At 69.3% G+C, this 21809-nt stretch carries 21 protein-coding genes; 8 read left to right on the forward strand and 13 right to left on the reverse strand.

What is annotated here, in order from left to right:
- Positions 1-109: 109 nt before the first annotated feature.
- A complete protein-coding gene (locus tag KXS11_RS02115) occupies positions 110-1288 on the forward strand; it encodes a mechanosensitive ion channel family protein (protein WP_437383793.1) in 1179 nt (392 codons plus the stop codon).
- Between the two features lie 179 nt (positions 1289-1467).
- A complete protein-coding gene (locus KXS11_RS02120) occupies positions 1468-2130 on the forward strand; it encodes a MurR/RpiR family transcriptional regulator (RefSeq protein WP_437383794.1) in 663 nt (220 codons plus the stop codon).
- 16 nt (positions 2131-2146) lie between these two features.
- On the opposite strand, the gene KXS11_RS02125 is transcribed toward KXS11_RS02120, so the two are convergent.
- A complete protein-coding gene (locus KXS11_RS02125; RefSeq protein ID WP_437383795.1) occupies positions 2147-3049 on the reverse strand; it encodes an EamA family transporter in 903 nt (300 codons plus the stop codon).
- 69 nt (positions 3050-3118) lie between these two features.
- On the opposite strand from KXS11_RS02125, the gene KXS11_RS02130 reads away from it, so the two are divergent.
- Complete coding sequence (locus KXS11_RS02130) at positions 3119-3976, forward strand: LysR family transcriptional regulator (protein WP_437383796.1); 858 nt, start codon at positions 3119-3121, stop codon at positions 3974-3976.
- A gap of 12 nt (positions 3977-3988) precedes the next feature.
- On the opposite strand, the gene KXS11_RS02135 is transcribed toward KXS11_RS02130, so the two are convergent.
- Positions 3989-5452 (reverse strand): MFS transporter, encoded by a 1464-nt coding sequence (locus KXS11_RS02135; protein WP_437383797.1) that lies wholly within the window; start codon positions 5450-5452, stop codon positions 3989-3991.
- A gap of 193 nt (positions 5453-5645) precedes the next feature.
- On the opposite strand from KXS11_RS02135, the gene KXS11_RS02140 reads away from it, so the two are divergent.
- Positions 5646-7091, forward strand: coding sequence for a serine hydrolase domain-containing protein (locus KXS11_RS02140; protein ID WP_437383798.1), 1446 nt, complete (start codon positions 5646-5648; stop codon positions 7089-7091).
- A 2-nt stretch (positions 7092-7093) separates the two neighbouring features.
- Here the strand turns inward: KXS11_RS02140 and KXS11_RS02145 are convergent, their stop codons facing one another.
- From KXS11_RS02145 to KXS11_RS02160, 4 genes are all read right to left on the reverse strand, one after another.
- On the reverse strand, positions 7094-7489 hold the full coding sequence (locus KXS11_RS02145) for a VOC family protein (protein ID WP_437383799.1): 396 nt from the start codon (positions 7487-7489) through the stop codon (positions 7094-7096).
- 82 nt (positions 7490-7571) lie between these two features.
- Positions 7572-9665 (reverse strand): heavy metal translocating P-type ATPase, encoded by a 2094-nt coding sequence (locus KXS11_RS02150; protein WP_437383800.1) that lies wholly within the window; start codon positions 9663-9665, stop codon positions 7572-7574.
- A gap of 101 nt (positions 9666-9766) precedes the next feature.
- A complete protein-coding gene (locus KXS11_RS02155; protein ID WP_437383801.1) occupies positions 9767-10018 on the reverse strand; it encodes a response regulator in 252 nt (83 codons plus the stop codon).
- A 25-nt stretch (positions 10019-10043) separates the two neighbouring features.
- Positions 10044-11006, reverse strand: a complete 963-nt coding sequence (locus KXS11_RS02160) for an aldose 1-epimerase family protein (RefSeq protein ID WP_437383802.1) — start codon at positions 11004-11006, stop codon at positions 10044-10046.
- Between the two features lie 62 nt (positions 11007-11068).
- On the opposite strand from KXS11_RS02160, the gene KXS11_RS02165 reads away from it, so the two are divergent.
- Positions 11069-11788, forward strand: coding sequence for a DUF1345 domain-containing protein (locus KXS11_RS02165; RefSeq protein ID WP_437383803.1), 720 nt, complete (start codon positions 11069-11071; stop codon positions 11786-11788).
- A gap of 3 nt (positions 11789-11791) precedes the next feature.
- Here KXS11_RS02165 and KXS11_RS02170 read toward each other — a convergent pair whose 3' ends face one another.
- On the reverse strand, positions 11792-13147 hold the full coding sequence (locus tag KXS11_RS02170; RefSeq protein WP_437383804.1) for an MFS transporter: 1356 nt from the start codon (positions 13145-13147) through the stop codon (positions 11792-11794).
- Between the two features lie 87 nt (positions 13148-13234).
- Here KXS11_RS02170 and KXS11_RS02175 point away from each other — a divergent pair, with 87 nt between their 5' ends.
- Positions 13235-14353: a hypothetical protein gene (locus tag KXS11_RS02175; protein WP_437383805.1), complete on the forward strand. Its 1119-nt coding sequence runs from the start codon at positions 13235-13237 to the stop codon at positions 14351-14353.
- Between the two features lie 7 nt (positions 14354-14360).
- Here the strand turns inward: KXS11_RS02175 and KXS11_RS02180 are convergent, their stop codons facing one another.
- Positions 14361-15638, reverse strand: a complete 1278-nt coding sequence (locus tag KXS11_RS02180; protein WP_437383806.1) for a DUF445 domain-containing protein — start codon at positions 15636-15638, stop codon at positions 14361-14363.
- 83 nt (positions 15639-15721) lie between these two features.
- Here KXS11_RS02180 and KXS11_RS02185 point away from each other — a divergent pair, with 83 nt between their 5' ends.
- A complete protein-coding gene (locus tag KXS11_RS02185) occupies positions 15722-16000 on the forward strand; it encodes a metal-sensitive transcriptional regulator (protein ID WP_437383807.1) in 279 nt (92 codons plus the stop codon).
- 19 nt (positions 16001-16019) lie between these two features.
- Here the strand turns inward: KXS11_RS02185 and KXS11_RS02190 are convergent, their stop codons facing one another.
- The 4 genes from KXS11_RS02190 to KXS11_RS02205 all read right to left on the reverse strand — a co-directional run bounded on the left by KXS11_RS02190 (position 16020) and on the right by KXS11_RS02205 (position 19949).
- Complete coding sequence (locus KXS11_RS02190) at positions 16020-17207, reverse strand: acyl-CoA dehydrogenase family protein (protein ID WP_437383808.1); 1188 nt, start codon at positions 17205-17207, stop codon at positions 16020-16022.
- Positions 17204-18133 carry a DUF4349 domain-containing protein gene (locus tag KXS11_RS02195; protein ID WP_437383809.1) on the reverse strand — a complete coding sequence of 310 codons (930 nt, stop codon included), beginning with the start codon at positions 18131-18133 and terminating at the stop codon, positions 17204-17206. Before KXS11_RS02195 ends, KXS11_RS02190 begins: the two co-directional genes overlap by 4 nt.
- Positions 18134-18195: 62 nt before the next feature.
- Entirely contained in the window at positions 18196-19041 is an 846-nt protein-coding gene (locus tag KXS11_RS02200; RefSeq protein ID WP_437383810.1) for an alpha/beta fold hydrolase, read from the reverse strand.
- A gap of 56 nt (positions 19042-19097) precedes the next feature.
- Entirely contained in the window at positions 19098-19949 is an 852-nt protein-coding gene (locus KXS11_RS02205; protein ID WP_437383811.1) for an aldo/keto reductase, read from the reverse strand.
- 48 nt (positions 19950-19997) lie between these two features.
- On the opposite strand from KXS11_RS02205, the gene KXS11_RS02210 reads away from it, so the two are divergent.
- Positions 19998-20564, forward strand: a complete 567-nt coding sequence (locus KXS11_RS02210) for an NADPH-dependent FMN reductase (RefSeq protein ID WP_437383812.1) — start codon at positions 19998-20000, stop codon at positions 20562-20564.
- A 24-nt stretch (positions 20565-20588) separates the two neighbouring features.
- Here the strand turns inward: KXS11_RS02210 and KXS11_RS02215 are convergent, their stop codons facing one another.
- The gene (locus KXS11_RS02215) at positions 20589-21797 is read right to left on the reverse strand and encodes an MFS transporter (protein WP_437383813.1); all 1209 of its coding nucleotides are present in this window, start codon (positions 21795-21797) and stop codon (positions 20589-20591) included.
- Positions 21798-21809 lie beyond the last annotated feature (12 nt).

Raw genomic sequence — 21809 nt, forward strand, 5'->3', positions numbered from 1 at the left:
ACTCCAGCCTGGGAGCTTCGTGGCAGGCCACGCAAGCCGGGCCGGTCTGACGCCGAGCGCCCCTACGCTGGGACCTTCCGATTCGCAGGGCACCGTCGAGGAGGTACAGATGTTCGTCTGGCAGAGCTGGTGGGGGGTCGCCGCGGCCGCGGGGATCGCGCTCGTCACCGCGTCGGTGGTGATCGTCGTCGTGTCGGTGGGATTCCGGATGGCCGCGAAACGACGGGAATGGCCTGGCGCACTGGCCGGAAACGCGCGTCATCCCTTCCGGGCACTGGTGCTCCTCACGATCCTGTGGCCGGCGGTCGCAGCGACCCTTCCCGTGGAAGACCTCCGTGCGCCGATCGACCAGGTCTTCCGGATCGCGGTGATCGCCGCATCCACCTGGCTGGTCGCCGCGGTGCTGTCCTTCGTCTTCGGTCTCGGCCAGGCGAGGTACCGGATCGACGTACCGAACAACAAGGTCGCCCGTCGGATGCAGACGCAACTGGCGCTCGTCCGGAGACTCGCCGTCGCCGTCGTCGTGATCGTCGGTGGCGCGTCGATCCTGCTCACCTTCCCGGCGGTCCAGGTCGTCGGTGCGAGCGTCCTGGCGTCTGCCGGCGTCGTCAGCATCGTGGCTGGACTCGCGGCGCAGTCCGTCCTCGGCAACGTGTTCGCCGGGATCCAGCTCGCGTTCAGTGACGCGATCCGTGTGGACGACGTCGTCATCGTCGAGGGCGAGTGGGGGCGGATCGAGGAGATCACCCTCACCTACGTCGTCGTCGGCATCTGGGACGACCGCCGGATGGTGCTGCCCTCCACCTACTTCACCTCGACGCCGTTCCAGAACTGGACCCGCAACACGAGCGAACTCCTCGGCTCGGTGGAGTTCGACCTCGACTGGTGGGTCAGCCCGGCGGTCATGCGGACCGAACTGGAGCGCGTGCTCGCCGGGACCGATCTGTGGGACGGCCGGGCGCAGGTGCTGCAGGTGACCGACGCGGTCGGCGGATACGTGCGGGTGCGGATCCTCGTGACGGCGATCGACGCCCCGACGCTGTTCGATCTGCGATGCCTTGTCCGAGAGCAGATGGTGGAGTGGATCCTCGCGCAGAACCCCTCGGCGATCCCGAGGTCGCGCGTCCAACTCGTGGAGCAGGAACCGCGACCGAAGCCCCCGAGTGGCACCCCGGTCACCGAGCCGGTCGGATTGTTCAGCGGGAGCGCCGAAGCGGAGCAGCGGGCCAGTCTCTTCACCTCCTCCATCACCCTGCCCCAGCCGGACGAGCCGGACGACGGCCGCTGACAGGACGGCGTGGCACGTGCGGGATGGTACGGATTCCGAACGAAACCCCAGGGCTATGAATCGCCGAAGAATGCGCTGAATCGTTGTCTTTCCGGCTCTCCGCAGGGTGCTCTGGATCGCTACGATCGAGGGAGCATCGCCGGGTGGACCGCGGCGAGCGCATTCGAAGGAGCCAGCGCGTGATCGACGACACCCTCTTCCTCACCGAGGACGACTCTGCCGTTCCTGGCGAACGTCCCGAGCAACGCCTCGAACGACGTTCGGCCTCCGTGCTCAAGCAGCGGCTGCTCGAACAGGAGCGCAAGCAGTTCGATGCCACGCTCGCCTGGGCGAAGTCCGATGGTGCGCTCGAACGTGCTGCGGCGCTCATCGTCTCGGCACGCCGACGGTTCCTGATCGGCGCGTCGAAGTCGTTCACCTACGCTTCGCTGCTGGCCGCCGACCTCAGCTACGGACTGGCGAACGTGACCCTCATCGACGGTACGATCGTCCGTCCGCTCGATGTCCTGAGTGATGTGCGCACGAGCGACGTCATGATCGCGGTGTCGCTGAAGCGGTACCGGAAGTACACGATCGACTCCGCCGTCCCCTTCGCGCAGGCAGGCGGGAGTCTCGTCCTCATCACCGATGCGCCCGACTCGCCGCTGACCTCCTACGCCGACGAGACGATCGTGCTCGATCGGGCCGAGGACGGCCACCCCAGCTCGTCCATCGCCATCGCCCTCACCCTGCACGTGCTCGCCACCCTCACCACTGCGAGCGCGAAGGGTGCCGGTCGTCGTGCGGTCGAGCGCGAACGGCTCGCCGAGACCCTCGGGGTGTACGTCTCGAACGAGGGCTGATCGTCCCTGCGGCGCATCAGGTACCGACGAGGAGAGCCGCTCGTCGAGAGATCCTCGCGGTGCGTCCTGCGACGCCGACGACCACGGCGTTCGCGGACACGATGACACCCATGCCGAGCCACTCGTTCCACGCGAGCTGCTGGCCGAGCACGACCAGTCCGACGACCCCCGCCATGAGCGGGTGCACGCTCGTCAGCACGCCGAACAGGTGCGTGGGGATGCGGCGCAGCGTGATGAGGTCGGCGACGTAGGGGATGGCTGATGCGAGGACGCCGGCGCCGAGGCCGAGGAGGACGACCTCGATGGTCGGCGGCCGGCCGATGAACACCACGATCCCGACGGGCAGGAACATCAGCGCGGAGCAGGCGAGCGCGACGGCGGTTCCCTGCATCCCCGGTACCCGGGCGCCGACCGTGCGGTTCAGCAGGATGTACCCGGCCCAACTCGCGGCCGCGACGAGTCCGCAGGTGATCCCGAACCAGTCGGTGCTCGGCTGCGGGTCTGCGAGGAGCACGACCCCGCCGGCGACGACGACCGCGCATCCGGCGCCGAGCTTCGATCGCGTCGCGACGAGCGCGAGCGTCAGCGGCCCGAGGAACTCCAGGGTGACCGCCAGCCCGAGACCGATCCGTTCGACGGCGGTGTACAGGCTGAGGTTCATCGTGCCGAACGTCACGGCGAGCAGTAGCATCGGCCACCATTGGCGCCACGTGTAGCTCCGGACGGGCGGCCGGACGATCGGCAGCAGCACGAGGGCCGCGACCCACTGCCGCATCGCGACGACGCCGGCCGGGCCGATGACCGGGAAAGCCAGTGAGCCGATGGCGGCTCCGAGCTGGTTCGAGGTCGCCGTGCCGAGCATGGTGGTGACACCGATCCACAGACCGCGGGTCGTCGGGTGCGCGGGCGATGGCGTCATGAGGCCAGTCTGACGACCATCCACCTGTGCGTAAAATGCAATTGTCGTTCATTTTTATACACTGTGATCATGAATGTCGATCTCCGTCAGCTGCGGACCTTCGTCGCGATCGTCGACGAGGGCAGCTTCACCGATGCGGCGCTCGCGCTGGATCTCTCGCAGGCCGCGGTCTCGCGCTCGCTCGCGGCGCTGGAGCGGCAGCTCGGTGTCCGACTCCTGCGCCGGACGACCCGGGAGTGGAGCCTCACGGCAGCCGGCTCTCCCGTGCTGGGACGCGCTCGACGGGTCCTCGCCGAGGTCGACGAACTGGTGCGCGAGGCGCAGCACGGCCCGGCGAGACTTCGCCTCGGCTACGCCTGGTCGGCGGTCGGTCGGCACACCGTCGCGCTGCAGCGGCGTTGGGCTGCCGAGCACGGTGACATCGAACTCGACGTCATCCGTACGAACTCTCCGTCGTCCGGCTTGGAGGAGGGTCGTGCCGACCTGTCGATCGTGCGCAGCACGCCAGACGAACGACGGTTCGCAAGCACCATCGTCGGTCTCGAGCGCCGGTTCTGCGCGATGGCGGCCGATGATCCCCTCGCGAGGCGTCGATTGCTCCGCCTCACCGACCTCGTCGATCGCCGGATCGTCATCGACCGCCGGACCGGCACGACTGCGCTCGACCTCTGGCCGGAGGACGCGCGTCCGTCGCAGGTGTCGCGCACCGAGAACATCGACGACTGGCTGGCGCTCATCGCCTCGGGGCGTGCACTCGGCATGACCTCGGAGGCCACCGTCGCGCAGTACCCCCGACCTGGGATCGCGTATCGCCGGGTCGTGGATGCACCACTCATCCCCGTGCATCTGGTGTGGTGGCGGGAGGAACCACCGCCGGCCACGGAGGCGCTGCGCGCGTTGCTCGTGGAGCTGTATCAGGCTCCGTGAGCCGAGACCGAGTCAGTCGGCGGGGGAGGATCCCTTGCGGACGACCGACAGCGGTTCGGTGATGTCCTCGAGCGACTTCCGCGCTGCGTCGACCCCGAAGATGAGAGCGATCAGACCACCGAGGATCATCACTCCGGCACCGATGAAGTAGCCGACCGTGAGGGGGCCGCGGTCGGTCCCGTCGCCGATGAGGATGCCGTAGAGCAGCGGGGCGATCGACCCGGCGATCTGACCGATCGCGAAGAAGTAGCCGATCACCTGGCTGCGCAGTTCGAGCGGGAAGATCTCGCTCACGGTGAGGTATGCGCTCGACGCACCGGCCGAGGCGAAGAAGAAGGAGACGCACCAGAAGACGGTCTGCGTGGTCGCGTCGAGCGCGCCGGCGTTGAAGAGTACCGCCGAGACGGCCAGGACCGCGCCGGAGACGCCGTAGGTGAGGAAGATCATCTGACGGCGGCCCCACGTGTCGAACAAGCGTCCGAGGATGAGTGGTCCCAGGAGGTTGCCGATCGCGAAGGGGAAGAAGTAGTACTGCGTCGACGACGGGCTGGTGCCGTAGAAGTTCTGGAGCACGAGCGCATAGGTGAAGAAGATCGCGTTGTACAGGAACGATTGCGTGATCATCATCGCGAGGCCGACGAACGTGCGCTTGGGATACTTCGAGAACAGCACCCCGAAGATGGTGCGGATCGGAATATGGCCCCGGGCCTGCACCGTGATCGCCTTCGACTCGTCCACGGGGTCGATCGTGCCGCCCTGTTTGCGGACGGTCTCCTCGATCTCGTCGACCGTCGCTTCGGCCTCCTGTTCCCGGCCGTGGGTCATGAGCCAGCGCGGGCTCTCCGGGATGTGTCGCCGCAGGAAGATGATCGCCAGCCCGAGCACGGGGCCGATGAAGAACCCGATCCGCCAGCCGACGTCCTGCGCGAAGTAGTCCGTGTTCAGGAGGAACAGGTTGGCGGCGGAGCCGAGCGCTGCGCCGCCCCAATAGGTGCCGTTGATGGCGATGTCGACGTGTCCGCGGTACTTCGACGGGATGAGTTCGTCGATCGCGGAGTTGATCGCGGCGTACTCACCGCCGATGCCCATACCGGCGAAGAAGCGGAAGATCGCGAGGAACCAGAAGGTGGGCGAGAGGCCCGCGATGCCACTCGCGACGAGGTAGATCGCGAGTGTGAGGATGAACAGCTTCTTGCGCCCGAGGCGGTCCGCCATGCGCCCGAAGATGAGCGCGCCCGTGACCTGTCCCAGGAGGTAGATCGTCCCGAGGAGTCCGACCTCGGTGGCCGAGAGCCCCAGCGACTTCTGGAAACCGGCCGAGGCGACGATCTGGATCTCCAGTCCGTCCAGCACCCAGGAGAAGCCGAGGCCGACGACGATCATCCAGTGGAACCTCGTCCATGGCAGTCGGTCGATTCGTGCCGGGACGAGACTGCGGACCTGCCCCGGCTCTTCGGATCCCACCGTGCTCGACATCGACCAGACTCCCTCCGTGGCCGCCGTCGGCGGTCGTTCCGGGAGATGACGCTACTCCCGTGGGCGCGCCCGGCCGACCGCCGGACGTCCCCCTTGACTTCCGCGGTGTCGAGGAGCACAGTACGCCCCGCACGGCGCTCGTCGTCGCGGAATGCCCGTACGCTCGATGGAGGATCAACCCGAGGGAGACGGTATGCACCTGGTCGACGACAGCACGGACACCACGATCGCCGGGATCTTCGAGCGCCGCATCACCGACGGCGTTGCGCCGGGTTCCTTCGTCGCCGTCTTCGACCGCGATCGCATCAGGTACGAGCAGGGCTTCGGCGGGATCAGCGTCGGCGGCCCCGTTCCGACCTCCGACACGCTCTTCCGGATCGCCTCCTGCACGAAGAGCTTCACGGCGGCGGTGCTCCTCATCCTGCGCGACGCGGGACGACTCGATCTCGACGCAGCCGTCGACGAGTTCGTGCCGGAATTCGCACCGGTGCTCCACGGTGGTGTCGTCGGGCGGCCGACGGTCCGGATGCTGCTCACGATGTCCGGCGGTCTCGGCACGGACGATCCGTGGGCCGACCGCCAGGAGTCGCTCAGCCGCGAGGCGTTCCGGGCCGTCCTCGAGCGGGGCGTGCGCCTCATCACGGTCCCGGGAACCGCGTTCTCCTACTCGAACCTCGGCTACGCGGTGCTCGGACAGATCATCGAGCGCGTGACCGGCACCTCCTACGTGGAAGCGGTGACGTCGCTGCTGCTCGAACCGCTCGGCCTCGGCGCGGTGTTCGAGCGGCCGGACGACGCCGTCACGGCGATCGGTCACCGGGTCGTGTTCGGCCGCGGAGTCGAGGACGCCGGGCACTTCGTCGAGGTGCCGTTCTCCGGCCCGGGCGTGTTCTCCGCCATCGGTGGGCTGTTCGCGTCGCCTGCGACGCTCATCGGCTGGGTCCGCTGGCTCGACGGCGCGTGGGCCGGCGACGACACCGGTCCGCTCTCTGCCGCCAGCCGACGCGAGATGCAGCAGCTGCACCGCATCGCGCCGCCCAGGCCCACTCTCGACGGTGTCCCGTCTCGTCACGCGCTCGGCTACGGCTTCGGCCTGTTCGTCGAGGACGACGCCGAGCTCGGGACCCTCGTCTCGCATTCCGGCGGTTACCCCGGTTACAGCGCGCACATGCGCTGGCACCCGGCCACTGGCGTCGGTGTCGTCGCGTTCGAGAACGCCGGTTACGCCGCGGTGGCGAAGCCTGCCGAGCAGGCGCTCCGGCTGACGCTCGCCGCCGAGGAGGAAACGCCGGCGACCGTCCGACCCTGGCCGGAGACGCTCGTCGCGTCGATGACCGCGACCGGACTCGTCACGCACTGGGACGACCGTGTGGCGACAGCCCTGTTCGCTGAGAACGTGGCCCTCGATCGGCCGTTCGAGGAGCGCCGTGCTGCGATCGCCGCGGCTGTCGATCGCGTCGGTGGGATCGCCGAGGTCGCCTCCGGCCGCGCGACACCGATCTGCGACTCCCCGGACCACCTCGTGTGGTTCGTCGAGGGGGAGCGCGGACGACTCCGCCTGGAGGTGCGGCTCACGCCCACAGTGCCGTTGCGCGTGCAGACCTTCACCGTCGCGGTCGACGAGTCCTCGCTGACCTGAGCTCAGGCGTACTGCTCACCGACCGGCTTGCTGTAGTCGGGCAACTGCTGCAGGGTCCAGGTGTTTCCGTCCGGGTCGTCGAAGGTGACGAATCGGCCCCACGCCTGCTCGTCGACCGGTGTGGCGGTGACACCGTTGGCGGTCAGATGATCGTAGGCCGCTGCGGCGTCGGGGACGACGACCTGGATCGAGTTCTGGGTGCCGGGCTCCATGTCGCTGAGCCCCGTGCCGAACGCGATCGAGCAGGCCGATCCTGGTGGGGTGAGCTGCACGAACCGCAATGACTCGTCGACCTGTTGGTCGTGGTCGGCGACGAAGCCGACCTGATCGACGTAGAACGCCTTCGAGCGGTCGACGTCCGTCACCGGGACGAAGATGAGTTCGATCTTCCAGTCCATCCTGGGCCTCCTCCTGCGCACCACGGCAGCGGTGCATCGTCGCTGCCATGGTGCTCCCCGGGAGAGCCGCGGTGCAAGGGGGTCAGCGTCGGACGACGGCCTCCGGGTGCAGGTCGAGTCTGCGGAGGAGTTGGGCGTTCGCTGCGACGACGATGGTGGACAGCGACATGAGTACGGCACCCACGGCCATCGGGAGGATGAACCCGATGGGGGCGAGGACGCCGGCGGCCAGCGGCACCGACAGCAGGTTGTAGCCTGCCGCCCACCACAGGTTCTGGCGCATCTTCCGCGTGCTGCGCACTGACAGCTCGATCACCGAGACGACGGCACGGGGGTCGGAGCTCGCGAGGACGACGCCGGCGGAGGCGATCGCGACGTCGGTGCCTGCGCCGATGGCGATGCCGACCTCGGCGGTCGCGAGCGCCGGGGCGTCGTTCACCCCGTCGCCGACCATCGCCACGGATCGACCGGCGTCCTGGAACTCCCGCACGATCCTCGCCTTGTCGCCGGGCGTGACCTCCGCGACGAACTCGTCGATGGAGAGCTCGGCGGCGATGTGCTCGGCCACCTGAGCGGCGTCGCCCGTGAGCATGACGACCCGCACGCCGCGGTCGTGCAGGGCGCGGACCGCTTCGACGGACTCGGCACGGATCTCGTCGGCCAGCGCGAGTGCGCCGAGCAGCGCACCGTCCTGCAGGACGTGCAGCACGATCGCCCCGTCCCGGCGCCATGAGTCGGTCGCGGGCAGGGCGTCGAGCCCGGACGCGCGGAGGAGCGCCGGTCCGCCGACCTCGATCCGAGTGCCTGCGACCGTCGCCCGCACGCCGACGGATGTCGACGCCTGGAAATCCGTCGCCGGGGGAGCGGTGAGTCCGCGATCCGCCGCGGCTCGCACGATGGCGCGTGCCAGCGGGTGCTCACTGTCCGCCTCGGCACTCGCCGCCACGCTCAGGAGTGCGTCCTCGGAGCCGTCGACGGCGAGGATGCCGGTGACCGAGGGCTCACCCCTCGTGAGGGTGCCGGTCTTGTCGAACACGACGGTGTCGACGGTGCGCATGGCCTCGAGAGCCGCGCGGTCGGTGACGAGGATGCCCGCTCGTGCAGCTCGTTCGGTGGCGATCGACACGACGAGCGGGATCGCGAGTCCGAGGGCATGCGGGCAGGCGATCACCAGCACCGTGATCGTGCGGATGACCGCGTCCTCCGGCGTGCCGAAGATCATCCACGCCACGGCTGTGAGCGCTGCTGCACCGAGGGCGAACCAGAAGAGCCAACCGGCTGCCCGGTTCGCCAGGAGCTGTGCCTTCGACGAGGAGTTCTGCGCCTCGGTGACGAGCCGTCCGATCCCTGCGAGCGCGGTGTCGTCGCCGATCGCGGTGATGGCGACACGGATCGCGGAATCCGTGGACACCGTCCCCGCGACGACGCGGTCGCCGATGGTGCGACGCACGGGTCGCGACTCACCCGTGATCATCGACTCGTCGAGCTCTGCGGCTCCGTCGACGACGCTGCCGTCGGCGGGGATCCGTCCCCCGGGGCGCACGATGACGACGTCGTCGAGTCGCAGCTCGGCGGGCGAGACCTGCTCGACGATTCCGTCGGGGCTCACCCGCTCGGCGGTGTCGGGCAGGAGCGCGGCGAGGGAGTCGAGGGCGGAGCTGGAACGGGCGAGCGAGCGCATCTCGATCCAGTGGCCGAGCAGCATGATCACGATGAGGAGTGCGAGCTCCCACCAGAAGTCGAGCTCATGCGCCAACAGCCCGAGGCTCGCGCCCCAGGAGGCGATGAAGGCGACGGTGATCGCGAGGGCGATGAGCAGCATCATGCCGGGCTGACGGCCACGGATCTCACCGACCGCGCCGCTCAGGAACGGCCTGCCACCCCATACGTACATGACCGTGCCGAGGATCGGAACCACCCAGCCGATACCGGGAACAGCCGGGAGCTCGTAGCCGATGAGCATGGCGAACATACCGCTGAGCCCCACGACGGGCACCGCCAGCACGAGCATGATCCAGAAGAGTCGACGGAACTGTCCGACGTGGTCGTGGTGCCCGGCGTGGGAATCGTGTCCGGCGTGGTCCTCGTGGGGTGCGTGTGCTTCGTGCTGGTGGAGCGCGTCGTGCCCGTGGGCAGGATCGACACGCGCCTGGGTGTGCTGCATCGGCTCGTTCATGCCATCAAGGTATACCCCAGGGGGGTATCCCTCAAGGGGGTGTTGTTCGCTGCGAGGGAACGTCGCCGCCGACGTGCTTGCGTTCGCGGCGACGTCGCCGGCTAGGAGATGGAGTCGTCGTCGCCGTTCCCGTTGCGGTTCGTCGGCGAGATGTCCTCGGTCGACTCGACGTACTCGAAGCTCGCCGTCGTCGGCCCGTCGTGGGCGCCGGTTCCGGTCGGTTCGCCGAGCTGACGGTAGATCAGCTGGCCCTCGCCGTAGGGCAGCACGAGCTCGCCCTCCTGACCCTCCTCGAGAGGGATGATCTCGCCGTCGAGGGGGCCGCCACTGAGTTTCGCAAGAGTCTGGGACATGTCGTCAGCCTAGACCCGACACCTGTCAGAGTGCGGAGATGGTCCACGACACGAGGTGAGGCGTGCCCGGCTCGAGCACGACGAGGTCGGTGCCGCTCGAGAACGCGTCCGGCGGGCAGGTCATCGGTTCGACCGCGAGGCCGAGGCGGCTGCGCTCCGGGTCGTCCTGGTCGGCCGTGTGGACCTGCACCCAGGGGAGCCCGTCGGCCCAGTGCATCGCGACGCCTGTGCCGGAGGGGGAGGTGAGCCTCACGACGGTGCGGCCCTCCTCCTGGGACAGCGCGCTGAACGCGTGGTCGATGAAGGTGTCGCCGATCGGCCGCGCGCTCCGGAAGTCGAAGTGCGTCTGGCCCTCGGAGTCGACCGCCTCGAGCGAGACGGGGATGAGGCGGTCGGGGGTGACGGTGAGCACCTCGGCAGCGGGGAGGGTGAGGGTCCAGTCGTCGACCCGGCCGGCGCCGGCGACGAGGTAGGGGTGCGGACCGGTGCCGTAGGGCGCATCGGTGTCGCCGAGGTTGACGGCCTCGACGTCGGTGCGGAGGCCTGTGTCGTCGAGGGTGAACGTGGCGGTGACCTCCACGCGGTACGGGTAACCGGCCTGCGCTTCGATCACGACGCGCAGCGCTGCCGAGGACTCGTCGGCAGCGACGACCTCCCAGTCGAGCCAGGCGGCGAGGCCGTGCAGCGCATGGCCGCGAGCGGGCTCGGTGAGCGCGAGCTGGTGCTCCTCGCCACCGAAGGTGTACCGGCCGTCGACGACCCGGTTCGGCCAGGGGGCGAGCATCGCGCCGCGGAAGGCCGGCCGCACCTCGTCGGCTTCGAACGGGACGATCAGGTCGCGGCCGTCGAAGCGCAGGGAGCGCAGCGATGCGCCGACGGACGCGATCGAGGCCGAGTACGCTCCGTGAGCGAGGTCGATCCGACGGCCCGACAGTGGGCGACGCTCGACGGTGGCGGACGGGGAAGCAGCGCTGCTGGATTCGATCACCGCACCATTCTGTCCTATCGCGGAGCCTGTCAGGCTGCGCGGCCGAGCGATAGCATGCACACGTGACGGGGGAACCGACGACCAGGCAGCAGCCGACCGCTCCGGAGGCGAGCGCGGTCCGCCGCGCGCTCGGAGCCGTCGCCTACGTGGTGAGCCTCGTCTGGCAACTCGGCATGGTGATCGTCGGCGTGCGGTTCGCGACGACCGACGACTACGAGGCCGCGTTCTTCGAGCTCCTCCTCTGGTGCTTCCTCGGCACCGTGTACGCGATCGTCGTGATCATCGTCCTCTGGCGGATGAGCGCCGCCGACCGTGCCGCGACCTCGCGCCAGTCGTCCCGGATCGCGGCCAGCCGGCCTGCGCGCATCGTGTCGACCGCCGCCACGATCCTCGCGAGCTTCGTCGGACTGGGCGCGGCCACCGAACTGCTCGCGCTGCGCGACGAACCGGCCTGGCAGGGGGCGATCGAGGTCATCGGTGTGTGGGCGATGCTGCTCGCCTGGGGATTCCTGCACTGGGGGTTCGCGCAGATCTACGCCCAGAGCTACGCTGCGAGCCCCGACGACCCGCCGCTCCGCTTCCCGAACACACCGCATCCGCGCATCACCGACTTCGTGTACTTCTCGTACACGATCGGCACCTCCTTCGCCGCATCCGACGTGGAGACCCTCCGGCCGCTCATCCGCTGGCGGATGGTGTGGCACTCCGTGCTCAGCTTCTTCTTCAACGGCCTCATCATCGTGCTCGCCCTCAACACGATCACCGGGTCCGGCAGCGGCTGAGGTTCAGTCGAGCGACCGACCGCGCATGTTCGACAGGAACAGGGCCGCCACGGCGGCGACGATGAAGAACGCCGCGAACACCGAGAACAGCAGGCCGTGCCCGCCGAGCAGGAGGGCGGGCACCGACAGCGGTGCGATGATCGAGGCGATCCGCCCGACGCCAGCCGCCCAGCCCGCGCCGGTCGCGCGGAGCACCGTCGGGTACAGCTCGGGCGTCGTCGCGTAGAGGGCTCCCCACGCGCCGAGGTTGCAGAACGACAGGCACATGCCGAACACGATGATCATCGGTTCGGTGGTCGCCGTGCCGAACAGCACCGCGGATACGGCCGAGCCGGCGAGGAAGGTCGCGAGGGTCTGTTTCCGACCCCATGCCTCGATCAACCACGCCGAGACCGCGTAGCCGGGCAGCTGCGCCAGGGTGATGATGAGCGTGAAGCCGAAGGAACGGACGAGCGAGAAGCCGGAGGCGACGAGGATGGTCGGAATCCAGATGAACGCGCCGTAGTACGAGAAGTTGACGCAGAACCACACGATCCAGAGCGCGCCCGTGTCGCGGCGGTGGAGGGGCGACCAGAGCCCGCGGAGGCGTTCGCGTGCCGTCAGGCCGGGTGCCGTGGCGGTGCGGTCGGACGCGACCACGTCGGTCCGTGATGCCTCAGGTGAGCTGACTCCCGCAGCGGCTTCGAACTCGCGGACGATGGACTCGGCCTCCTGGTACCGCCCGCGCGATTCGAGGAAACGGACCGACTCCGGGAGCTTGAACCGGACGACCGCCGCGTAGATCGCGGGGACCGCACCGATCGCGAGCGCCCACCTCCAGCCGTCGTCGCTCGTCGGGACCACGAGGTAGCCGATGAGCGCGGCCGCGATCCAACCGACCGCCCAGAACGCCTCCAGGAAGACGATGATGCGACCACGGATCCGCGGGGGCGCGAACTCGCTCATGAGTGTCGAAGCGACCGGCAGCTCGGCGCCGAGGCCGAGGCCGACGATGAACCGCAACGCGATGAGCACGCCGAGGCCCCACGCGAGGGCGGACGCACCGGTCGCGATCCCGAAGATCAGGAGCGTGACGGCGAAGACGTGGCGACGGCCGACACGGTCGGCGAGGAGGCCGCCGACGGTCGCGCCGATCGCCATGCCGAGGAAACCGGCGGATGCGATCCAGGAGAGCTCGGTGTTGCCGAGCTCCCACTGGACGGCGAGCTGGGCGAGGACAAAGGAGACGAGACCGACGTCCATGGCGTCGAGCGCCCAGCCCACGCCGGAACCGGCGAGGAGACGGCCGTGTGCCTTCGTGAAGGGGAGGGCGTCGAGGCGCTCGCTGCGGGTCTTCGGTGTGGTGGGTGCGGTGGACACGTGACCATTCTGGTGCAGGATCCGCCCTCCGGTGCCGGAGCGGCGCAGATAGGCTGGCGGCACACGAACCGTCGAAAGGCCACAGCCGTGACCGATGTACCGCGCCCGGACCAGCCGCAGGACCCGAACGGACCGCAGCCGCAGCAGCCCTACGGGCAGCAGCCGCCGCAGCCGCAGAACCCGTACGGGCAGCAGCCCCAGCAGCCGCCGCAGAATCCGTACGGGCAGCAGCCCCAGCAGCCGCAGCAGAATCCGTACGGGCAGCAGCCCCCGCAGAACCCCTACGGGCAGCAGCCGCAGAACCCGTATGGGCAGCAGCCGCAGCCGCAGAACCCGTATGGGCAGCAGCAGCAGCCGCAGAACCCGTATGGGCAGCAGCCGCCGCAGCAGCCCCAGAGCCCCTCCGCACAGCAGCCGCAGTATCCCGCCGGACAGCCCTACGGTGGGCAACAGCCTCCGAACCAGTACCCACCCGTCGGGCCGGGCGGTCCCGGCGCCCCTCGGCGCAAGCGCACCGGTCTGATCATCGCCCTCGCCGTCGGAGTGCCGCTCGTCCTCGCCGCGGTGATCACGGTCGTCGTCCTCGTCCTGACTCAGGCGGCGGCGCCGGTCGCCGATCCGTCGCCGACCCGCTCGGCGACGCCCACGAAGAGCGCTTCTCCGACACCGACCGAGGCGACCTCGACGCCCGAACCCACCAAGACGTACGTCACGATCCCGCCCGACCTCGACTTCGCCGCGGGCCAGGACGTGCCGGCGGACTGGACGGCCTACCTGACGAACGACTTCGACGCCTCATGGGTCGCCGGCGGTCAGGACCAGAACGGCATCGACATCTACACCAACGCGGCGACGTCGTGCGAGGTCCGCCTCGGCAACATCGCGCTCACGCCCGCAGAGATCGCGGTCGGTGACGACCAGCGCTCGAGCGACGCCTACCTGTCGAAATACGTGGGGGCCGACTACGTCGCAGCCGACGGCACGACGGAGCAGCTGAACTACAACAGTGGCAGCGGCAGCATCGAGTTCCGAGTGCTGTCCTGGACCCAGCCCACCGGCGAGCGCACGTATTGGGGAGTCCGTTCGCTCACGAAGATGGGCACGCTCGTGGTCTTCACCTTCACCTGCAAGGACCAAGCCGCACTCGACCGCCTCGCGAACGACGTCGTGAACCTCATCTCGGTGGAACTGCTGCCGCGGCGGTGACGGCGGTTCAGAAGGCGGCGAGCACGGCCTGGGCGACGCTGTAGATCGCGAGCCCGGCCAGGGCGCCGACGATGGTGCCGTTGAGTCGGATGAACTGCAGATCGCGGCCGACGAGGAGCTCGATCTTCTGGGTCGTCTCGCGGGCGTCCCAGCGCTCGACGGTGTCGGTGATGATGCTCGCGATGTCGTGGCGGTACCGGGTCACGACGTAGGACAGCGCGTCGGCGACCCGGGTGTCGACGCTGGTCGAGAACGACCGGTCACTGGACAGGCGGCGCCCGACGTCGGCGATCGTCCCTGCGATCCGTTGGCGGAGTTCGCTGTCGGGGGCGTCGAGGGCTTCCAGGAACGCGGTCTTCGCTGCCGCCCAGGTCTTGCCGGCGACGTCGCGGACGCGCGGGCTGTCGATGATGTCGTGCTTGGTGTGCTCGAAGCGGGCGATGGTTCCCGCGTCGTGCTGCAACTGCTGCGCGAGCTCGCCGAGATAGCCGTCGAGCGCATGCCGCAACTGGTGGTCGGGGTCGGCACGCACCGCTTGCACGAACGACACGGCCTCGCGGTAGAGCTTGTCGTCGACGAGCCGGTCCACGAAGGACGGCACCCAGCCGGGCAGCCGACTCGACACGAGACGTTCGAACGCCGTCGGGTTCGCGACGAGCCAGTCGCCCGTGCGGTCGAGGAGGAGGTCCACCGCGTCGTGGTGCGCGCCCGCCGCGACGATGTGATCGACCCATCGTCCGATGTTGGGTGCCCACTCCGGGTCGACGAGGTGCTTCGTCGCGAGCGACTCGATGACCTCCCGCACGTCGTCGTCCGAAAGGGTCTCGAGCAGTGCCCGAACCGCCACCGAGCCCTCGGCGGTCACCCGTTCGGCGTTCACCGGTTCGGCCAGCCACCCACCGACCTTCTCCGACACACTGAAGGATGCGAGCTTCTGGCGAATGACCTCCTCGGAGAGGAAGTTGGTCTCGACGAACTCGCCGAGGCTGACACCGATCTCGTCCTTGCGTTTCGGGATGATCGCCGTGTGTGGGATCGGGATGCCGAGCGGGTGGCGGAACAGGGCGGTGACGGCGAACCAGTCGGCGAGTGCACCGACCATGCCGCCCTCAGCGGCGGCCCGGACGTACTCGAGCCACGGATACCTGCCCTGCAGGGCGAACGCGACGGCGAAGATGACGGCCATCAGCCCCAGCAGACCCGTCGCGAGGCGCTTCATCGCTCGGAGTGCCCTGGCCCGTCCGGCGTCGGCCGCGGTGAGTTCGAGGGTCGAGGTGCTCGTCATCCGCCCATCCTAGGCTCGTGTGCTGGAGGCACCTCGTGCTTGCGTCGGACGGCACGTGTACCCCCTGGTGGTACCCTGAGCGCGTGATCGAAGACATCAAGAAGCGGGCGCTGCACCGCACGAAGATCCTTGAAGGCCAGATGCGCGGCCTCGAGAAGATGATCGAGAACGAGGACTACTGCATGGACATCATCACGCAGTCCCTCGCGATCCAGAAGTCGCTCGGCTCCCTCAACAAGCTGCTCGTCGAGAACCATCTGTTGACGCACGTCACCCACATGTTCGAGGAGGGTGGCGACAGCAAGGATGCCGCCATCGCCGAACTGCTGCGCGTGTTCGAGCTGAGCAACAACCGCGGCTGACCGCGAGCGGCCGCCTCGCTCAAGCGGGGCCGAGCCAGGCGTTCGCGACGGTCGCGTGCGCCGAGTCGTCGTCAGACGGGTGGAACATCCCGGCCAGGACGTCGCGGTAGAGGCGTCCGAGCTCGCTCGAGGCGAAGTAGCTGCCGCCCCCTGCGACGCGGATCGCCTGGTCCACGACCACACGGGCCGTCTCGGTCGCGCGGACTTTGAGACCGACGAGCTTCGGGAACCACAGCGCTCCGTGGTCGACGAGGTCGTCGATGTCACCCGCGATGCTCTGCAGCTGCGGGAGGATGCCGTCATGCGCGATCGCCGCCGCAGCGATCCGGCGCCGGATGTCGGGGTCCGTGGCGTAACTGGCCCCGTCGAACTTCTTCGAGGTCTTCCGGTGAGCGCTCTCCACGGCGAGTTCGAGCGCGCGGGCGCCGATGCCGGTGTAGACCGCTGCGATGAGGGTCTCGAAGCAGGCGAAGATGCCGAACACGATCGGGTCGGGGTTTGGCCCGGGGTCGAGACGGCGGACGACGTGCTCCGGTCGTGCCTCGGCACCAAGGAGCAGGGTCGTCCGGCTCTGGCTCGCCCGCATCCCGACCGTGTCCCAGTCGTCCAGGATCTCGAAGCCGCCCCGCGAGCGCTCGACGAAACCGTAGACGACCTTCGGACCGTCGGGCGATGTCGTGTCGAGACCGGTGGTGCCGAGCCACGTCCAGGCCGGCGCGAGCGAGGTGAAGATCTTGCGGCCGAAGAACCGGTACGAGCCGTCCGCTCCAGGCCGCGCCTCGGTGTCCGAGCCGAAGAGGACGAGGTCGTTCCCCGCCTCGCTCACCCCGAAGGCGTACAGTTCGTCGCGGGCGGCGCCGTCGAGCACGAACGACAGGGAGTCGTCGCCGCGTTGGGCGAGCAGGTGCGCGACCCCCGTCCAGACGAGGTGCATGTTGATCGCGAGTGCGGTCGCCGGCGCAGCCGTCGCCAGGCGCGACTGCAGCCGGACGACCTCGCGGAGCCCGAGCCCGAGCCCGCCGGACGCGGCCGGGACGAAGGCGCGGAGGTACCCGCACGCGCGCAGCTGGGCCAGATCCTCGTCGAAGAAGGCGTTCTCGCGGTCACTGACCGCCGCGCGCTCGCGGATCCGGTCGATCAGCTCATCCGAGAGGACGGATGCCGGGTCGAACCCGGTGGTGGGCCGGTGCTGCGCTGGAGTGGTCACCGTTCCATTGTGGCACCGGGCTCCGCCGCCGCGGCAGGCGAGTCCGCGACTCCGAGGGGTGCAGTCTGCGTTGGCTGCGTGGCCGAACGCCGGCGGCTCGCCCGGACGATCAGGACGACGACGAGCGCGAGCACCGCGAGGGGCAGCAGCCAGGGCAACAGGATGCCGACGAGCACCACGAATCCGCTGGCGGCCGTGACGAGCGCGTTCCAGCCGGTCACGATACCGCCCCAGAAGTCGGTCGGCGCGCCTGGGGCGACCGTACCGGGTGCCACGACGGTGACGAACACCGAGGAGTAGTCGACCTGGTCTGCGAGGGCGTCTCGTTGCGCGACGAGTCCGTCCAGCTCAGCCTGGCGTTCCGAGAGGCTCGTCTCGGCGGCGAGCAGGTCGGCGGTCGTCGTGGCGTTCGCCATGAGCGCGAGGAGTCGGTCGACGGAGGCTTGGAGTGCCGTCACCCGCGCGTCGAGGTCGGCGGCCTGCGCCGTCACGTCGACCGCGGAGATCGAGACGTTGTTCACCGTCCCGAGGGCCTTCAGCTTGCCGAGCACCTGCTCGAACTCGTCAGCCGGGATGCGGACGGTGAGGTTCGCCTGAGCCGCCTGGTCGGGGGTGCCGGGAGTCTCATCTCTGCTGTCGACACGTCCGCCGGCGGCGATGACGAGTTCCGCGGCCTTCGCAGCGGTGGCGACGGGGTCGGTGTCGGTGATGGTGAGCGAACCGGTCGTGATCACCTGTGGCGCGAGGTCATTCGAGGTCGTGCCATCGGTGCCGAGTTGCGCATCCCCGGCGATCACGCCCGGAAGGCTCTCAGAGCGGGCGCCGCTCGCAGCCTGATCGCTGCTCCCGCCGGAGCAGCCGGAGAGCAGGAGACCACCGATGAGGACGGTGCCGATGACGCTGGTGAGGGCCGCTGTGCGCTTCATAGCATCACCATAGGGACGCCGTGCGGCGAGAGGATGCGGGGATCCTGGGAAGCCGGTCACGATCAGGTATCGCGGCGAGGACCCTGCTCGAGCTGGAGGGCCGCCCAGTCTCCGATCGTCGTCGTGGTCTCCGCGGGCCGGTCGCGGTGCACGTTGTGGCCGGCCCCCTGGATGATCGTCATGCTGACGCGCGGGTTCGCGAGCACCTCGGCGGCGAGCGAGCCCCGGAACAGGCTGTACACGTGCGGGTCGGCGGCGACGACCAGGGTCGGGACGCCGAGCGCGGCGGCGGCGGCCCGGACATCCCAGGGCTCGTTCTGCGCGCTCGTCTGCTCGATCGCCCAACGGCTCGCCTGCGCGACCGCCTGCACCTTCAGTTCGACATCGACCGGGTGCCAGTCGGGACTCTTCGCACGCACGGCGTGCTCGGTGTTCTCAGCGAACGCCGCCTCCTGGCTGGCGCGGATGACCCCGGCATCGTGTTCGTCGAGGTGGATGGCCGGATCGAGGAGCACCAGGGCGTTGGTCCAGCGCGGGTCGGCGGCAGCGGTCACGGCCGTGGCGGCCCCACCGAGCGAGTGCCCGATGACGAGGTTCCAGGGGCTGGAAGCCGCCTCGTCAGGACGCGCTGCGAGGAGGTCGGCGGCGTACGCCTCGATGCGGTAGTCGAGCGAGCGAGGCGCGAACCCGTGGCCGCGCAGGTCGATCGCGTCCACCCGCCAACCGCGGTCCGCGAGCGCCGCGCACAGTCGCCAGGTGCTCGGGCCGTTGCTCCCGAGGCCGTGCACGACGAGGGCCTTGGCCGGAGCGTCTGCGCGACCCCAGCGATATCGGGGGAGTGCGACCGGGCTGATCGTGCGGACAGCGAGGCTGGACGCGGCGAAGGCGTCGGCGGAGGTCTCGGGCATAGCGCCAGCCTAGGGGAGCACGAGGGCACGCTGCCCGTCCCGGCCAGTCGGTGCGATCAGTCCAGTCGGTCCGGATCCGTGCCGGTGCGCTCGCCGTTCTCCAGCGCGGAGATGGCGGCGATGTCGTCTTCGTCGAGCGTGAAGTCGAAGACGGCGAAGTTCTCGGCGATGCGCGCCGGCGTCGCCGACTTCGGGATCACGATGTTGCCGAGCTGCAGGTGCCAGCGGAGCACCACCTGCGCGACGGTGCGGCCGTGCTTCTGAGCGATCGCACCGAGGTCGGAGGTCACGTCGGCACCGCCCGATGCGGGGGTGAAGAACCGGCCCCGGGCGAGCGGCGACCAGGCCTCGGTCGCGATGCCGTGGGAGGCGTTGAACGACCGCAGTTCGCGCTGGGGCAGGAACGGGTGCAACTCGATCTGGTTGACCGCAGGGGTGACCTCCGCCGATTCCAGGAGGCGCTCGAGGTGGCTGCGGTGGAAGTTGGACACGCCGATCGAGCGCGTCCGTCCCTCTGCCCGCAGCCGCTCGAGTGCCCGCCAGGTCTCGCGGTAACGGTCCTGCCGCGGAGCCGGCCAGTGGATGAGGTAGAGGTCGACGTGGTCGAGCCCGAGCAGGTCGAGGCTCGTGTCGAACGCCCGGAGGGTCTCGTCGAAGCCCTGATCGGTGTTCCACACCTTCGTCGTGACGAACAGCTCGTCTCGAGGGATGCCGGATTCGCGGATCGCGACACCCGTGCCGTGTTCGTTCCCGTACAGGGAGGCGGTGTCGATGTGTCGGTAACCGACCTCGAGGGCCGTCCGGACCACGGCGCTGCTCGCGTCGTCAGCGACTTTGTAGACGCCGAAGCCGAGCTGGGGGATCGTGCGCCCGTCGTTCAGGGTGACGGTGGGGGTCGTGTCAGACATGGCACCAGTATCCTCGACAACGCACCGGTCATCGTCGAAAGGGAGTCCATGCCGAAACTCATGATCGTCACGGGGAGCGTCCGTCCAGCGCGGGTCGGCGGGGCTGTCGCGGACTGGGTCGGGGGCGTCGCCGCGGCGGACGACCGATTCGACGTCGACGCCGTCGACCTCCGTGAACTCGCACTGCCGTTCATGGACGAGCCGGCCCACCCACGGAAGCGCGAGTACACGAAACCGCACACCATCCGGTGGAGCGAGCGGGTGGACGCCGCGGACGCGTTCGTGTTCGTGACGCCCGAGTACAACTACAGCTACTCGCCGGCGCTCAAGAACGCCCTGGACTTCCTCATGCACGAGTGGGTGCACAAGCCCGTGGGCATCGTCAGTTACGGCGGGCTCTCCGGCGGCACACGAGGCGTCGTCGCGCTGCGACCGGTGTTGCAGGCCCTCGGCCTCGTGAGTACCGGGGCGAACGTCGAGATCCCGTATGTCGCCCGCCAGATCGCGGACGGCGTGTTCACGGCGAACGATCGGCAGCAGGCTGTGTTGCCGATGCTGCTCGATGAACTGGCACGGCTGCACGGTGCGCTCGCCCCGCTGCGCTCCGGCGCCTGACCGATCGGCCGGACTGCTCCGGCGTCAGGACGGTTGCGTGTTGATCGGCTCGGTGTCGGGGATGGGGCTCGCGTCGCGACCTCGGAGGTCGGGGTGCCACCGGTGGCCGATCCACGGGATGACGAATCCGAAGAACGCGAAGGCGCCGGCGACCCAGAACGCGCCGACCGCGCCCGAGCCGTCGATCAGGAAACCGGCCGCCGCGGATCCCATCGCGGCACCGATGAGCTGTCCCGTGCCCACCCAGCCGTAGGCCTCGGCGGTGTCGCTGAACTTCACGCTGGCCGAGACGATCGCGAACAGCACCGCGAGTGCCGGGGCGATGCCGATACCCGCGACGAAGAGCGTGACCGACAGCCACCAGACGTTGAGGAACAGACTCGCGATGGCGAGGCCCGCGAACACGATGAAGATGCGGCGGGCGAGGGCGTAGGGGCCGATCGGCGTGTGACCGAGTGCGAGGCCGCCGGCGAGCGAGCCGGCCGAGAAGATCGCGAGGACGATGCCCGCTTCGAGGCCGCTGTGGCCGAAGGTGGCGACGACGCCCGCTTCGACGGCCGCGCAGGCGCCGATGAGGAGGAAGCCGACGACCGTGGCGAGGAGCACGGGCGGGCGTTTGAGGACCTGGCCCAGCTTGCGGCGGCTCTTCGGGATTCGGACCCGCCCGACCTCTGGCGAGAAGATGAACCAGAGGCCGCCGACGATCATGATGCCCGCCGCCAGCACGATGCCCCACACGGTGCCGACCTGGGTCGACACGAAGGTCGTGACGACGGGCCCGAGGACCCAGATGATCTCCTGCGCTGAGGCATCGAGTGAGAACAGGGGCGTCAGCTGCTGAGAGGTCACGAGCTTCGGGTAAATGGTGCGGACCGCCGGCTGCACCGGGGGCGTGCTCAGGCCGGCGACGAAGCCGACCGCCATGTACGCGGGCACGGCCATCGGGACCAGGGCGATGGTGGTGACGGTGACGGCGCACACGGAGAGCGTGAGGAGGAGGACCTTGCGGATGCCCCAGACGCCCATCCAGCGGCTCGTGAGCGGGCCCGCGATCGCCTGGCCGATGCTCGTGGCTGCGAGGACGAGACCGGCCGCGCCGTAGGAGCCGGTGACCCGTTCGATGTGGAGCAGGAACGCCAGCGAGAGCATGCCGAACGGGAAGCGAGCGGTCAGCTGCGCGGCGATGATCCGGGCGACGCCCGGGGTGCGAAGAAGGTCACGGTAGCTGCTCACAAGGAGACCAGT

It is taken from the genome of Plantibacter flavus (genome assembly GCF_051487245.1).
GTDB lineage: Bacteria > Actinomycetota > Actinomycetes > Actinomycetales > Microbacteriaceae > Plantibacter > Plantibacter flavus_B.